This window comes from Pseudenhygromyxa sp. WMMC2535 (assembly GCF_011083025.2).
In genome coordinates, this window is sequence record NZ_JABJWV010000001.1 from 2,275,290 (window position 1) to 2,287,429 (window position 12,140).

12 protein-coding genes and 1 pseudogene are annotated in these 12,140 nt (G+C 68.6%); 6 read left to right on the plus strand and 7 right to left on the minus strand.

The features are described 5' to 3' along the window. Positions 1–117 precede the first annotated feature (117 nt). The 3 genes and pseudogenes from yidD to rpmH all read right to left on the minus strand — a co-directional run. Positions 118–315: pseudogene (gene yidD / locus G6O69_RS41995) on the minus strand (membrane protein insertion efficiency factor YidD); the annotation flags it as partial. Positions 316–383: 68 nt separating this feature from the next. Next, positions 384–995 carry a ribonuclease P protein component gene (gene rnpA / locus G6O69_RS08540; RefSeq protein WP_172303030.1) on the minus strand — a complete coding sequence of 204 codons (612 nt, stop codon included), beginning with the start codon at positions 993–995 and terminating at the stop codon, positions 384–386. Between the two features lie 46 nt (positions 996–1,041). Beyond that, positions 1,042–1,194 (minus strand): 50S ribosomal protein L34, encoded by a 153-nt coding sequence (rpmH, locus tag G6O69_RS08545; protein ID WP_172303031.1) that lies wholly within the window; start codon positions 1,192–1,194, stop codon positions 1,042–1,044. Between the two features lie 809 nt (positions 1,195–2,003). On the opposite strand from rpmH, the gene dnaA reads away from it, so the two are divergent. Both dnaA and G6O69_RS08555 read left to right on the plus strand, forming a co-directional pair. Beyond that, positions 2,004–3,404 carry a chromosomal replication initiator protein DnaA gene (gene dnaA / locus G6O69_RS08550; RefSeq protein ID WP_172303032.1) on the plus strand — a complete coding sequence of 467 codons (1,401 nt, stop codon included), beginning with the start codon at positions 2,004–2,006 and terminating at the stop codon, positions 3,402–3,404. Between the two features lie 170 nt (positions 3,405–3,574). Beyond that, on the plus strand, positions 3,575–4,309 hold the full coding sequence (locus G6O69_RS08555; protein WP_172303033.1) for a hypothetical protein: 735 nt from the start codon (positions 3,575–3,577) through the stop codon (positions 4,307–4,309). 4 nt (positions 4,310–4,313) lie between these two features. On the opposite strand, the gene G6O69_RS08560 is transcribed toward G6O69_RS08555, so the two are convergent. Further along, positions 4,314–5,285, minus strand: a complete 972-nt coding sequence (locus G6O69_RS08560; protein ID WP_172303034.1) for a calcium-binding protein — start codon at positions 5,283–5,285, stop codon at positions 4,314–4,316. A gap of 116 nt (positions 5,286–5,401) precedes the next feature. Here G6O69_RS08560 and G6O69_RS08565 point away from each other — a divergent pair, with 116 nt between their 5' ends. Both G6O69_RS08565 and G6O69_RS08570 read left to right on the plus strand, forming a co-directional pair. Then, positions 5,402–6,124, plus strand: coding sequence for a hypothetical protein (locus G6O69_RS08565; protein ID WP_172303035.1), 723 nt, complete (start codon positions 5,402–5,404; stop codon positions 6,122–6,124). Then, complete coding sequence (locus G6O69_RS08570) at positions 6,121–6,783, plus strand: DUF4126 family protein (RefSeq protein ID WP_172303036.1); 663 nt, start codon at positions 6,121–6,123, stop codon at positions 6,781–6,783. Before G6O69_RS08565 ends, G6O69_RS08570 begins: the two co-directional genes overlap by 4 nt. A gap of 689 nt (positions 6,784–7,472) precedes the next feature. Here the strand turns inward: G6O69_RS08570 and G6O69_RS08575 are convergent. Beyond that, positions 7,473–8,648 carry a Vps62-related protein gene (locus G6O69_RS08575; protein ID WP_172303037.1) on the minus strand — a complete coding sequence of 392 codons (1,176 nt, stop codon included), beginning with the start codon at positions 8,646–8,648 and terminating at the stop codon, positions 7,473–7,475. A 348-nt stretch (positions 8,649–8,996) separates the two neighbouring features. Here G6O69_RS08575 and G6O69_RS08580 point away from each other — a divergent pair, with 348 nt between their 5' ends. Continuing rightward, positions 8,997–9,188 carry a hypothetical protein gene (locus tag G6O69_RS08580; RefSeq protein WP_172303038.1) on the plus strand — a complete coding sequence of 64 codons (192 nt, stop codon included), beginning with the start codon at positions 8,997–8,999 and terminating at the stop codon, positions 9,186–9,188. Positions 9,189–9,204: 16 nt separating this feature from the next. Here G6O69_RS08580 and G6O69_RS08585 read toward each other — a convergent pair whose 3' ends face one another. Next, positions 9,205–10,293, minus strand: coding sequence for a trypsin-like peptidase domain-containing protein (locus G6O69_RS08585; protein ID WP_172303039.1), 1,089 nt, complete (start codon positions 10,291–10,293; stop codon positions 9,205–9,207). 5 nt (positions 10,294–10,298) lie between these two features. Beyond that, positions 10,299–10,868: a hypothetical protein gene (locus G6O69_RS08590; RefSeq protein ID WP_176396721.1), complete on the minus strand. Its 570-nt coding sequence runs from the start codon at positions 10,866–10,868 to the stop codon at positions 10,299–10,301. Positions 10,869–11,129: 261 nt separating this feature from the next. Between G6O69_RS08590 and G6O69_RS08595 the strand changes: the two genes are divergently transcribed. After that, positions 11,130–12,134: a MoxR family ATPase gene (locus G6O69_RS08595; RefSeq protein WP_172303040.1), complete on the plus strand. Its 1,005-nt coding sequence runs from the start codon at positions 11,130–11,132 to the stop codon at positions 12,132–12,134. Positions 12,135–12,140: the final 6 nt, after the last annotated feature.

A 12,140-nucleotide genomic window follows, 5' to 3' on the forward strand; every position in this document is an offset into this window, starting at 1 on the left:
TTGCTCGACGCGAGGCTCGTCCTGGCGCCCAACTTGATCGCTATGCTCGTTCATGGCCTGAATTGCCGACGCCTCGAGGGCGCTCGGCTTCGTCGCCGCGCGCCAACCAGCGCCCGGCGGGGGCGGATCATAGCCGCCAGGATGCCAGGGATGACAACGCCCGAGTCGCCGCAGCGTGAGCCAGCTTCCGCGCAGCAGGCCGTGGTCGCGCAGACACGAACAGGCGTAGCGCGAGCAGCTCGGCGTGAAGCGGCAGTGCGGGCCGATCATCGGTGAGATCACCAGCTGATAGACCCGCACCAGGGCGATCGCCATGAGGCTCGGGAGCCGCAAGAGCGTGCGCCAGCCCGCGTTCGTCGTCATCTCGGCACTCGCTGGTTCACTCATTCGCCATCTCCTCGCTCGCTCGGTCGCGGCTCGACCACCCGCTCGCTTCGACCGCCGGCGTGCCGCCGATCTCGCGCTTTGCCAGCGCCCTCGGAGCGCCGCTGGCCGCGCTTCTTGCCCCCCTCGTTGCCACCACCCTCGCCGCGCACCTTGCCTCGGCTGCTGCCGCTGCTGCGGCTGTCGCTGCGACGCTTGGCCGGCTGCGCGAGCGCGGCGCGGAGCTGGTCGAAGTCCGCGCTGACGCCGGCGAGGCTCACCTCCGCTGCCTGCTGCTTGGCGACCCAGACCACATCGAGCCCTTCAGGCAGGCGCGTGCGCTCGTGACGAAAGACCTCCCGGACCAAGCGCTTGATCCGGTTGCGCACCACGGCCTTGCCGACCTTGCGGGTCACTGTGATGCCACAGCGCGTGGGAAGCAAGGCGCCCTGGACCTGCGATCCCCGAGCCCGAGCGCCACTTTCGGTGGCCTGGGGGGATCGCGGCGCAGGGCGTCGCTTCACGAAGACGATGAAGTGACGGACGTGAATCTTGCGTCCGCCACGTTGAACCCGCAAAAACTCCCGCCGCTGCTTGAGCCGCAGCTGGGCTGGGAATCCTCGCGGGCGCATGAAAGAGGGTCCAGTTCACTCGGCGCGGCGCGCCGAGGACGGGGGCTCACTTGCCGCCGGTGCTGACGGTGAGGCGCTTGCGCCCGCGACGGCGGCGGGCGGCGATGATCTTGCGGCCATTGCGGGTCGCCATGCGCGCCCGAAAACCGTGAGTGCGGGCCCGGCTGATGTTGTGCGGCTGGTAGGTACGCTTGCTCATGACGAAGATCTCCAGCCCGCCGCATGCCTCGAAACAAACCCAGGCCGGGGGGCGAAAGGAGCGGATCGATAGCAGCGGCCGTCGACACTGTCAAACCGCGAGATGGGATCACTTGCCAAGAATGCGCCAGCTCCGACGAGGGATCTCTCGCACGCCGTGACTCGAAGGTCGCAGGCGCAGCGCGGCCCGAACCAGCGTCTTGATCCAAAGATCATGGATCCCCGTGGAACAGCCTCGATCCAGGTCGGGGTGCTGTTTTTGTAGTTGGCACGGGAGTTTGAAAGTTGAGACGTCACTTTGGGCCGCGCCCGCAAACCCGCCTGACAAGCGGACTTGCGGCGCCGAGAGGCCGCAAACTCGCTGCTCTTGCGGGCGGCCTCCCCCGGGCTGCCGATCGCCCTCCAAAAGCAAAGTGATCTCAATGCGTTGGAGATCCAGGTGGGTAGGTTTCAGGAGCTTGGCGCTGCGGTCGCATGTCCGCCACAGATCGTGAAACATAATAATTTCAAGCACTTGACTTCTAGCGAAGATCCCGCGCTTGATCGCCCCACCGGGGGGTGAGTACAACCCCAGGCCCGCCCGGATGCGGCCCGCGCCAAGCTGGACAGCGGCAGCAAATCCGCGCCGACGACCTGAACGGACGATCTGATCAGCCCTCGTCGCTGCTTCCCTCTCGATAGCGGAAGCCCCAGGCCACAGTCTCTCCTCGAGGCTGTGAATAGGGACCCTTTGTATCAAAAATAATCGCCTTGATTTCAACAAGTTACACGTTTTCCACAACCCCGACCGAACCTGTGGATAAGAGGGCCATGCCGGACATCTGGAGCGAAGCACTGCACGAACTCGAGCCGCGTCTCGACAAGCAGACCTTCGACATGTGGCTACGCCCGATCCGGCTGTCGGGGGTCGAAGGTGATCTGCTCGAGCTCCACGCGCCGAACCGCTTCCTCAAGGAATGGTTCGAGACGCACTATCTCGACCTCGCCCTCGACGAGCTCGAGGCTCGGCACGAGCGCCGCTTCGCCGTGAAGATCGAGGTCGTCGAGGACCTCGAGCTGCCCGCTCGCGACGCGGACGAACGAGCGAACGGGCGCGCCGCCGCGGCCCAGGTCGAGCCGACGCCGGCGCCCCGCCGCGAGTACGCCCCTGCGCCCGCACCCGCGCTCCGTCGCCAGCCCCAGCCGCCCGTGGGCCTGCACCCGCGCTATCGCTTTGGCACGTTCATCAAGGGCGCCTGCAACGAGCTCGCGGCCTCGGCTGCCATGGCCGCCGCCGACGAGCCCGGCACCCGCTTCAACCCGCTGTTCATCTACGGCGGCGTGGGCCTGGGCAAGACCCACCTGCTCCACGGCGTGGGCCACGAGCTCCACCGCAAGGACCCGAGCATGCGCATCGTGCTGCTCAGCGCCGAGCAGTTCATGAACGAGTTCGTGACCGCGGTCCGCAACAACGAGTTCGACGAGTTCCGCACGCGCTACCGCCGGGACTGCGACTGCCTGCTGATCGACGACGTCCAGTTCATCGCCGGCCGCGACCGGACCATGGACGAGTTCTTCCACGTCTTCAACGCGCTCTACGAGAGCGGCAAGCAGATCGTCGTGACCGCCGACCGCGTGCCCGCCGACATGGCCGGCATGGAGGAGCGGCTGACCTCGCGGCTCAACTGGGGCCTGGTCGCCGACGTCCAGGCGCCGGACCTCGAGACGCGCATCGCCATCGTCCAGGCCAAGGCCGAGCGCGACGGCATCCCCCTGCGCAGCGACGTGGCCCTGGCCATCGCCGAGCTCGTGCCCTCCAACGTGCGCGAGCTCGAGGGCGCGCTGCTGCGGATCACCGCCTTCGCCGAGCTGCGCGGGGCGGCCATCGACGCCGAGTTCGTGCGCGCGGTGCTCGGCAAGGGCGTCGCCGGCGAGCGCAGCCCGCTGACCATCGACACCATCCAAAAGGCCGTCGCCGGCTTCTACTCGGTGCGCATCAGCGACCTCAAGGGCAAGCGCCGCCACCGGGGGATCTCGCGCCCGCGGATGATCGCCATGTACCTGTGTCGCCAGCTGACCAAGGCGAGCTTCCCGGAGATCGGCATGCGCTTCGGCGGCAAGGATCACTCCACGGTGATCAACGCCTGCAAGCGCATCGAGGCCCTCCAGGCCGACGACGACGATCTGCGCTCGGCCGTCGAGTCGCTGCGCGACCAGCTCAACGCCGCCTGAGCCCCCAAGTCCAAAGCGCCGCCCAGAGCGCAGGTGACCGAGGGCCCGCGCAGGGCGCAGCGAGCCTCGGCGGGGTGGCTCCAGCCCTCCTGCGCGGCGCTCTCTCGCCGCGAAACGACCATTCGGTCGACCCGCGCTGACGCGCGATAGCGAGCTGCTATCAAGCAGCGATGTCCCGGGTCGTCATCGACGAGATCCGCTCGCTCTTCGGCGGCGGCGTCCCCGAGCTCTATCAGCGCATGGCCGAGCAGGGCGTGTTGGAGGCGCGCTGGCCAGAGATCCGCAAGATCCTCGTCGAGCCCGCGCCGCTGCCTCCGCAGGTCGTCCAAGCCCTGCTGGCGATCCTCTCGCTGCGCTGCGTCAACACCTACTGCTTCGTCTATCACAGCCTCTCGCTGGTCCAGATGGACGCGAGCGTGATCGAGATCGACGAGCTCGCGCAGCTCTTCAGCATGCCGGCGATCGTCCCCAACCACGAGCGCTGGAGCCGGCTGCTCAAGCTGACCTGGCTGGCCTGCCGCGAGGGCCCGCACCAGCGCGCGGCCGACCTGCGCCTGCGCAAGGCCTGCGACTTCGCCGAGTACGAGCGGATCATGCAGGTCTGCGACGCGGGCCTGGCCATCAACCGCTTCAACAGCGCCACGCCCTCGCAGCTCGACGGTGACGAGGGCATCGAGCGCATGCCCGCGCAGCTGCGGGCGATGATCCCAAACTTCGTGCACTTCCACGCCCGCCACGTCAGCGGGTCCGCGCAGTCGCGGCCGGTGAGCACGATCTGCAGCAGCTGCCAGGCGCTGCGCTCGACCGAGGACGAGTGGTACCCCTACGACGTCGCCGCCGAGCTGCTCGACCCCAACACCTTGTTCAGCCACGGCCTGTGCCCGGCCTGCTTCGAGGACTTCTGAGGGCTCAGAGCTCGGTCTGGATCGACTCGATCTGGTTCATGTTGGAGTAGAAGCCGACGATCCGGATGGTCGCGTCGGGGAGGATCAGCAGGTAGTCGTTCCCGGCCCGCAGGGCGCTGAGCTGCTCGACCGCGTAGCCGCCGATCCACAGCGTATCGCTGCCGCTGTCCTCCCCCGAGATCAGGTCGTCCCCGTCGCCGACGCGCCAGTAGTAGACGTCGTCGTCGCTCCCACCGCTGAGCGTGTCGCTGCCCGGCCCGCCGATCAGCGAGTCGCTGCCAAAGCCGCCGAGCAGGCTGTCGTCGCCGTCCTCGCCCCACAGCTCGTCGTTGGCGGTCCCACCCTCGAGGCGGTCGTCTCCCTCGCCACCAAAGAGCCGGTCGTCGCCCTCTTCGCCGTAGAGCTGGTCGCTCTGGGCCTCGCCCAGGAGCACGTCAGCGTCGGCGCCACCTTCGATCACGTCGTCCCCCGCCCCGCCGTAGAGCAGGTCCGTGCCCGCCGAGCCCGTGAGCGTGTCGAGCCCCGCCCCGCCCTCGAGGCGGTCGTTGCCGCTGCCGCCCTCGATCGCGTCGATCCCCGCGCCGCCGATCAGCAGGTCGTCTCCGCCGAGGCCGTCGATGGTGTCGTTGCCCTCGAGGGCGTCGATGGTGTCGTTGTCCTCGGTCCCGACCAGGTTCTCGCTCGAGGCGCTCCCGGGGATCTCGGTGCCCCCCACGGCGTCCCAGGCCGAGGTATCGAGCTCGGCGCTGGGGAAGGACGCGGTCCCGACCCCCCCCGTGATCGGGATGTCGGCGATCGCGTCCTCGCAGGGCGTGACCCCACCGCAAGGATCATCGCCATCGTCGGACTCCGTGTCTTGGACATCCGAGCCCCCGACCTCGCCGCCGCCACCGTAGGAGTAAAACGAGTCGCTCGCGTCGCTCCCCTGACCCGAGCTGCAGGCCGGGCCGGCGGTTGCGACTGCGATGGCGGACACGAAGGCAAGCTGAAGCGGAGCAAACCGAGCCATGGCTGGGCTTAGGGTGGAAAAGAGCGAGGCGCTTGTCGAGAGCCGTCCCCTCCGCGGCCCGCCAGCTGGTAGGCTGGTCCTCGATGACCACGCTCGACCCTCTCCCCTCCGCCTCGAATAGATTGGGCCCAAGCGCGCTGCAGGGCGCCCTGCAGGCCCATCACCGCGCCCTGCTCCTCGACGGCCGCTGCCCCAGCTGCGCCGAGCTCTTGGGCGCTCGCTCACTCTTCCGCCTCGCGCCCTGTCCGCGCTGCGAGGCCCCCATCGACCCCGAGCTCGCGGGTGTGCACCTCGCGGACGCCGTCAAAGCCCGGGGCAACCGCCGGCTGTGGTTCGTCAGCGCCGCCGTTGGCGCTCTCCATCTCGTCCTCGGCTGGATCCCCTTCCTGGGCGCCATCGCCTTGCTCGCCGCGGCCGCGTGGATCCGCGTGGGCATCCTCCAACCCGCGAGCGCCATGCTCGGGGTCAAGCGCCGAGCCCTGACTCGCTGGACCGCCCGCACGCTCATGGGCGTGGGCGTGTCCTTGGCCGTGATCGTCACCCAGCTGCTGACCTTGCTCCCGCTCATCGGCCTCCCCCTCGAAGCCATCATCAGCGCCGGCCAGGTGATCTTCACCGCCTGGGCCGTGAGCGCCTACATCCACCGTCAGCTCCGCCGCGAAGCCGCCGGCGAGCCAATCGCCCCGGGCGAGTGGATCGCCCTCGCCCTCGCCCTCGCCACCTTGGTCGGCGCCGCCATCCTCCTCGTCCTCGCCTTCACCTTCCTCATCGCCAGCCTCGACTGGGCACTGGAGTGGCTCGAGTGATCCTCGAATCCCTCGCCCGTCTGCTCACCGCCAGCTCCCTCACTGGCACCCGCTCGAGCCTCACCCTGCTCATCCTCGCCATCGCCAGCCGCGCGGCGCACTTCGAGGACCCCCAGGACTGGATGAGCAGCAACGTCGGCCTCGGCCTGCTCCTCGCCCTCGTCGTGATCGAAGAGCTCGCCGAGCAAGACGAAGACCTCCGCGCCCTCGTCGACCTCTTCGCCTACGCCCTCCGGGCCGGCGCCGGGGCCCTCGCCGCCACCTACCTCCAGTCCGCCGACCTCACCTTCCTCCCCGACTGGGGCGCCGCCCTGATCGGCGCCGGCGGAGCCGTCGCCACCCACCACCTCCGCTCCCGCCTCCACGAGCAGCTCTCCGGCCTCGGGGATCACCTCCTCAACCCCCGCACCTGGCTGGCCTGGCTCGAGCTCGGCGGCGTCCTCGGCCTCACCATCGCCCTCCTCCTCTCCCCCCTGATCGCCCTCGCCTTCGTCCTCCTCGCCACCCTCATGGCCGTCGTCGCCCTCTACACCCGCCGCGCCGCCGAGCGCCGCCTCTTCCGCCGCCCCTGCCCCAGCTGCAACTTCCACCCCCGCATCGAAGCCTCGCGCTGCCCCAGCTGCAAGACCAGCCTGGAGATCCAGCGCCTGCGCAGCTGACCAGAACCACAACGAACGAGCCACGAGCTCTCCTCCGCCCCTCATCGACCGAGGCGGAGCCACCCTCCCCACGCCCACTCCTCCCGCCAAAGACCACCCCCCACCGACCGAGGCGGAGCCACCCTCCCCACGCCCACTCCTCGCCAAAGACCGCCCCCCACCGGCCTGAGGCGGAGCCACCCTCCCCACAACCACTCCTCGCCAAAGACCGTCCCCCAACCGACCGAGGCGGAGCCACCCTCCCCACGCCCACTCCTCGCCAAAGACCGCCCCCCACCGGCCTGAGGCGGAGCCACCCTCCCCACAACCACTCCTCGCCAAAGACCGCCCCCCACCGACCGAGGCGGAGCCACCCTCCCCACGCCCACTCCTCGCCAAAGACCGCCCCCCACCGGCCTGAGGCGGAGCCACCCCCCGACAAAGACGCGCACAAAAGGGCCAGCAGGGGACCCCCAGGGCGAGTTTAGCGAACGTACCCTACCTTCGACGCATCTCCCTTCATCCAAGAAGGCGATCGCCCCACGCACATACGCCCGAAGTCAGCGATCTGTTTGAGCCCTGGGGGTCCCCTGCTGGCCCGTGCGCGTGTCCGTCGGTCACCTCCCCCCTCCTAAAAAGACCAACCCCGGAACCAAAAATGAAGACGACCCTCGAAAGAGAGCCGCCCCATCAAAACCCGAGAGAGAGCCCTACTGAAGCTCCGCCCCCCAGGTGCTCTTCGACACCGGCCCCGTAGGCCCATCCTCCAGCCGACAGATCCCAATCATATCCGTAATATCAATCGGAATCCCCAACACCGAGCAGTCCTCCTGGTTTCCCCAGCGATAGATCGCCCCCATCCCCGGCACCAGCGGATCCCCCTCCCCCGGGTTCGTGAAGTCATCGCTCATCCAAACCGGCCACTGTGCCCCCTCGAGCCCCTCCTGCGCGAAGAAGTCCATGCCCTGGACGTTCTCCCAGGTGTCCCAGGCCACCCCCGCCGAGGTGCTGTCCACCAAGTCGGTGCAGATCAGCGTCACGCACAAGCCGAGCGCCTCCTCCCCGATGCTCATGTAGCTGTGGTCTCCAGGCTGGGCCCAGATCCCGTGGGAACCCCAGGCCGAGTAGACCACCGGGTGCGTGCCGTCGAGGATCTCGACCTCGCCGCCGTTCCACTCGTAGGCCCCGCCAAAGTTGTGCGCCGAGAGGTAGACGTGGGTCGGCTCGTAGCCCTCGGCGGTCGTCTGCAGACGCACGGTGATGTGCTCCCAGTCGCCCACGTGGTTGCCCCAGATCGTGTCCGCGACCTCCTTGCCGCGGTTGTAGGGGTAGAACATGAAGTAGACGAGGTCGACGATGCCCCCCTCCTTCTCCGCCCAGTAGCCGTAGACCGGCGCGGTCTCGAGCTCGCCTGCAAAGTAAGGCAGGATCTCCGAGGGCGAGTCGAGCTCGGTCTGAGAGCGAACCCAGTACCTGCCCTCACCGTCGGGGAAGCGCTCGGTGTAGTCGAAGCTCCACTCCACGGAGGACGGCCAGTAGGACTCGTCCGCGGGGAAGTAGACCCGCGGCGCGTAGCGCTCGAGCTCATCTTGGCGCGGGTCCGGCTCGATCACCCCGGTGTCCGTGTCGGTGTCGGTGTCGGTGTCGGTGTCCGTCTCGGTGTCCGACTCCGTGCCCGTCTCGCTCCCCGTGCCCTCCTCTTCGCTCCCTGTCGTGCCCTCGGCGCCGTCCGTGGTGTCGGCGCCGTCCGTCGTGCCGACCTCGTCTTCGCCGGTCTCGCTCTCGTCCCCCTCCGAGCCCCCACCATCATCGCTGGGACAGGCGGTCAGAAATAGCGCAAACAGCGTGGAGAACGACGTCGCCCAGTGCGAACGGGATTTGATCATGGCAGACGCTATCACGGTGGTTCACGCAAAAGACCAGCCAATGGGTGGGCAAAGCGTGATGAATTGAAATTGAGACAGCGAAGATTGTGTATGTTTATGTATGTTTATCGAACACTCATGATATCTATATCATCTGAGGTGATTTAACTCTCCAAATTGCATCATAATGAGCTGAATTGTGCGCAAATGAACGCGCTTTTAGCAACCCAGACTACTTTCATTTCAATTTAACCCAGTTTGATACCTAAAAACCATTGGCCCCGAGCCCCTGTCCCTTGGTACACCTTTTTGGTCGAAGGGACAGGTGGCCACAAATAGGCACACCCGCATTCGACAGGACCGGCAGCCATGGACCTCTTCGACGCGAAGCTCTCACCCCGCGCACTCGTTCCCTTGGCGCTGGCGATCCCCGTCGACCGCCCCGGCCCGCCCAAAGCCAAGCGCGAGCACGGCGAGCCGACGACCCTCGACCTCGCGGGCGCGGGCGACAAGCGCGACCCAAAGGGATCGACCGAGAGCGGGACCTTCTTCTATCTGTGAGCGAGACGCCGGCCCATCAAGTCGCGAGCTCGGGGACGATCACCGGCTGGAGGGTGCGCTCGTCCTTGCCGCGCACGATGGTCAAGGTCAGCTTGGTCCCGACCCCAGCGAGCTGGGTCAGGTAGGCGACCTCCGAGACACGCGAGACGCGGCGGCCGTTGATTGCGATCACCAGATCTCCAACCTCCAGCTGCGCCCGAGCTCCGGGGCCGTCGCGGTCGACTCGAGTCACGCGCACGGCCGAGGCCAGGCCAGGGACGTCGTACTCGTCGTCGGCGCCGATCCCCAGGCGAGTGTGACGCATGCGCCCGTAGGTGCGGACCTCGTCGACGAAGCGGATCGCCATGGCCGAGGGGATCGCAAAAGCGAGGCCCTGCCCGTCGCGGCGCACGGCCGTGGTGATGCCCACCACCTTGCCCTCGAGGTCGACGAGCGGGCCGCCGGAGTTGCCGACGTTGATCGAGGCGTCGGTCTGGATGAACGACCAGATCCCCGCGGGGTCGAGGTCCCGCGGACGCCCGAGGTCCGCGTAGTCGCGGCCGAGGCCAGAGACCACCCCCACCGTGACCGTGTCGCCGAGCGCGAAGGGCTGGCCGATGGCCATGATCCACTCGCCGGGCCTGGGGTCGCGGTCGCGGAATTCGACGGGCAAGAGCCCGCTGAAGTCGCCGCGCAGCTGGAGTAGGGCCAGGTCGAGCAGGGGATCCGCGACGATCAGGTCCGCGGCCACGGCGGTGTCGTCGGGGAGCTGCACCTCGAGGGCGCGGGCGCCGGTGATCACGTGCTCGTTGGTCAGGATCTGGCCCTGCGCCGAGACGATCATCCCCGAGCCGATGCCGCGCAGCTTGGTCTCGCCGGTCTCGACCGTGGAGATCACGCCGACCACCGAGGGCCCGACGTCCTCGGCGACGCTCGCAAAATTGGGGAGCTCCACGACGGCCGCGCTCGCCTGGCTATCGACCGCGAGCGGCGCGGGCTCGGGCCGAACACGCACCATGGCAGGCTCTTGCTCGTTCGCCTGCTCCTCGACCCGCCGGCAGCCCACCGCAGCCACCACCGCGAGGGCGAAGGCGAGGACGTGGCGAGCCGAGGACGCGGCGGCCATCGGGCTCAGCTCTCCTTGAACTCGCCGCCGGGCGCCGGGGACTCTCCGCCGGGCGCAGGGGACTCGCCGCCGGGCGCAGGGCTGGCCGCAGGCTGTGCCGGCGCGGGCTCCGAGCTCACCGGCGCGGCGGCTGCGGGGGCAGGCGTGGGCGCGGCTGCGGGGGCAGGCGTGGGCGCGGCTGCGGGGGCAGGCGTGGGCGCTGCTGCGGGGGCAGGCGTGGGCGCGGCTGCGGGGGCAGGCGTGGGCGCTGCTGCGGGGGCGGGCGCGGCCGCGGGGGCGGGCGCCGCAGCCGGGGCAGCTGCGGGCGCGGCCGCGGGGGCGGGCGCCGCAGCCGGGGCGGCCGCGACCGGAGCACCCGGGCTCGCAGGCGCGGCGGCAGGCGAGTCGTCCTCGATGCCCTGGCTCTCCTCGTAACCGTCGGAGTCGCCCCCCTCTTCGGGCGGCGTGATGTTGTCCGTCACGTCCGGCAGGGTCTCGATGAAGCGGTCGTAGTCCGTCTCGGTCACGTGACCTCGCTTGATGTGCCGCTTGACGGTTCGCAGATCGAAGTAGCGCTCGGGGTCACGGATAGCCATGGTCGCGCGTTTTAGACGCTGCGCTCGCCGAGGTCAAAGGTCGGCACGGGGCGCCTGCGTGCTTCCGCGCAAATGACGCTCAGGACCACTTGGAGCCAGGCGAACAGACTTTCTCCCGAGAGGTGGGAATCATCCCGCCGGGCTTGGGTTCGCGCGCGCCGGACCTATACTCCGGCTCGGCCGCCGAAGGTCGAGCCGCGCCGTGAGAGCCGCCCTTCACCCGTTCAGGGCCGCCGCCAGCGCAAACACCCGCCAGCCGAAATGACTTCTGCATACGACATTCGCGTGAAAAACGAGCTCGTCGAGCGTGAGAGCGCCTTCGTCGACAAGCTCTTCTCCGAGGTACAAAAGGTCGTCGTCGGCCAACGAGAGATGGTCGAGCGCGTGTTCATGGGCCTGATCTGCGGCGGCCACGTGCTGCTCGAGGGCGCCCCGGGCCTCGCCAAGACGCTCACGGTCAACACCCTCGCCCGCTGCCTGGAGCTCCAGTTCAAGCGCGTGCAGTTCACCCCGGACCTGCTGCCCTCGGACGTGCTCGGCACCGTGATCTACAACCACCAAAAAGGTGAGTTCACGAACAAGCAGGGCCCGATCTTCACCAACTTGCTGCTCGCCGACGAGATCAACCGGGCCCCGGCCAAGGTCCAAAGCGCGCTGCTCGAGGCCATGGCCGAGCGCAGCGTGACCATCGGCGACACCACCTACCCCCTGCCCCGGCCCTTCCTGGTCCTGGCCACGCAAAACCCGATCGAGCAGGAGGGCACCTACAACCTGCCCGAGGCCCAGCTCGACCGCTTCATGTTCAAGATCCGCGTGGGCTACCCCGACGCGGCGGAGGAGCTGGAGATCATCGAGCGCGTGGCCGAGCCCGGCGAGGCCAAGGCCCCGGAGCTCTCGGCGGTCATCGGCCCCGAGGACATCGCCAAGGTCCGCAAGGTCCTCGAGGAGATCATCGTCGAGAAGCCCGTGCGCGAGTACATCGTCTCGGTGATCGGGGCGACCCGCGAGCCCGAGGCGGCGCAGCTGTCGGGCCTGAGCCCCTTCATCGACTTTGGCGCCTCGCCCCGCGCCACCATCGCCCTGTTCCAGGCCGCCCGCGCCCACGCCTTCTTGCGCCGGCGCGGCTACGTCTCCCCCGAGGACGTCAAGGCCGTGGCCCCGGACGTGCTCCGTCACCGCGTGATCCTCTCCTACGAGGCCGAGGCCGAGGGCAAGACCGTCGAGGAGATCGTCCGCGTGATCCTCGAGCACGTGAACGTCCCCTGAGCCCCT

Excerpts from the sequence above, each read along its gene's own strand:
- G6O69_RS08590 (WP_176396721.1), bottom strand. The coding sequence starts at position 10,868 with ATGGCTATCCGTGACCCCGAGCGCTACTTCGATCTGCGAACCGTCAAG.
- G6O69_RS08565 (WP_172303035.1), top strand. The coding sequence starts at position 5,402 with ATGACCACGCTCGACCCTCTCCCCTCCGCCTCGAATAGATTGGGCCCA.
- G6O69_RS08595 (WP_172303040.1), top strand. The coding sequence starts at position 11,130 with ATGACTTCTGCATACGACATTCGCGTGAAAAACGAGCTCGTCGAGCGT.
- G6O69_RS08555 (WP_172303033.1), top strand. The coding sequence starts at position 3,575 with ATGTCCCGGGTCGTCATCGACGAGATCCGCTCGCTCTTCGGCGGCGGC.
- dnaA (WP_172303032.1), top strand. The coding sequence starts at position 2,004 with ATGCCGGACATCTGGAGCGAAGCACTGCACGAACTCGAGCCGCGTCTC.
- rpmH (WP_172303031.1), bottom strand. The coding sequence starts at position 1,194 with ATGAGCAAGCGTACCTACCAGCCGCACAACATCAGCCGGGCCCGCACT.
- G6O69_RS08580 (WP_172303038.1), top strand. The coding sequence starts at position 8,997 with ATGGACCTCTTCGACGCGAAGCTCTCACCCCGCGCACTCGTTCCCTTG.
- G6O69_RS08575 (WP_172303037.1), bottom strand. The coding sequence starts at position 8,648 with ATGATCAAATCCCGTTCGCACTGGGCGACGTCGTTCTCCACGCTGTTT.
- rnpA (WP_172303030.1), bottom strand. The coding sequence starts at position 995 with ATGCGCCCGCGAGGATTCCCAGCCCAGCTGCGGCTCAAGCAGCGGCGG.
- G6O69_RS08585 (WP_172303039.1), bottom strand. The coding sequence starts at position 10,293 with ATGGCCGCCGCGTCCTCGGCTCGCCACGTCCTCGCCTTCGCCCTCGCG.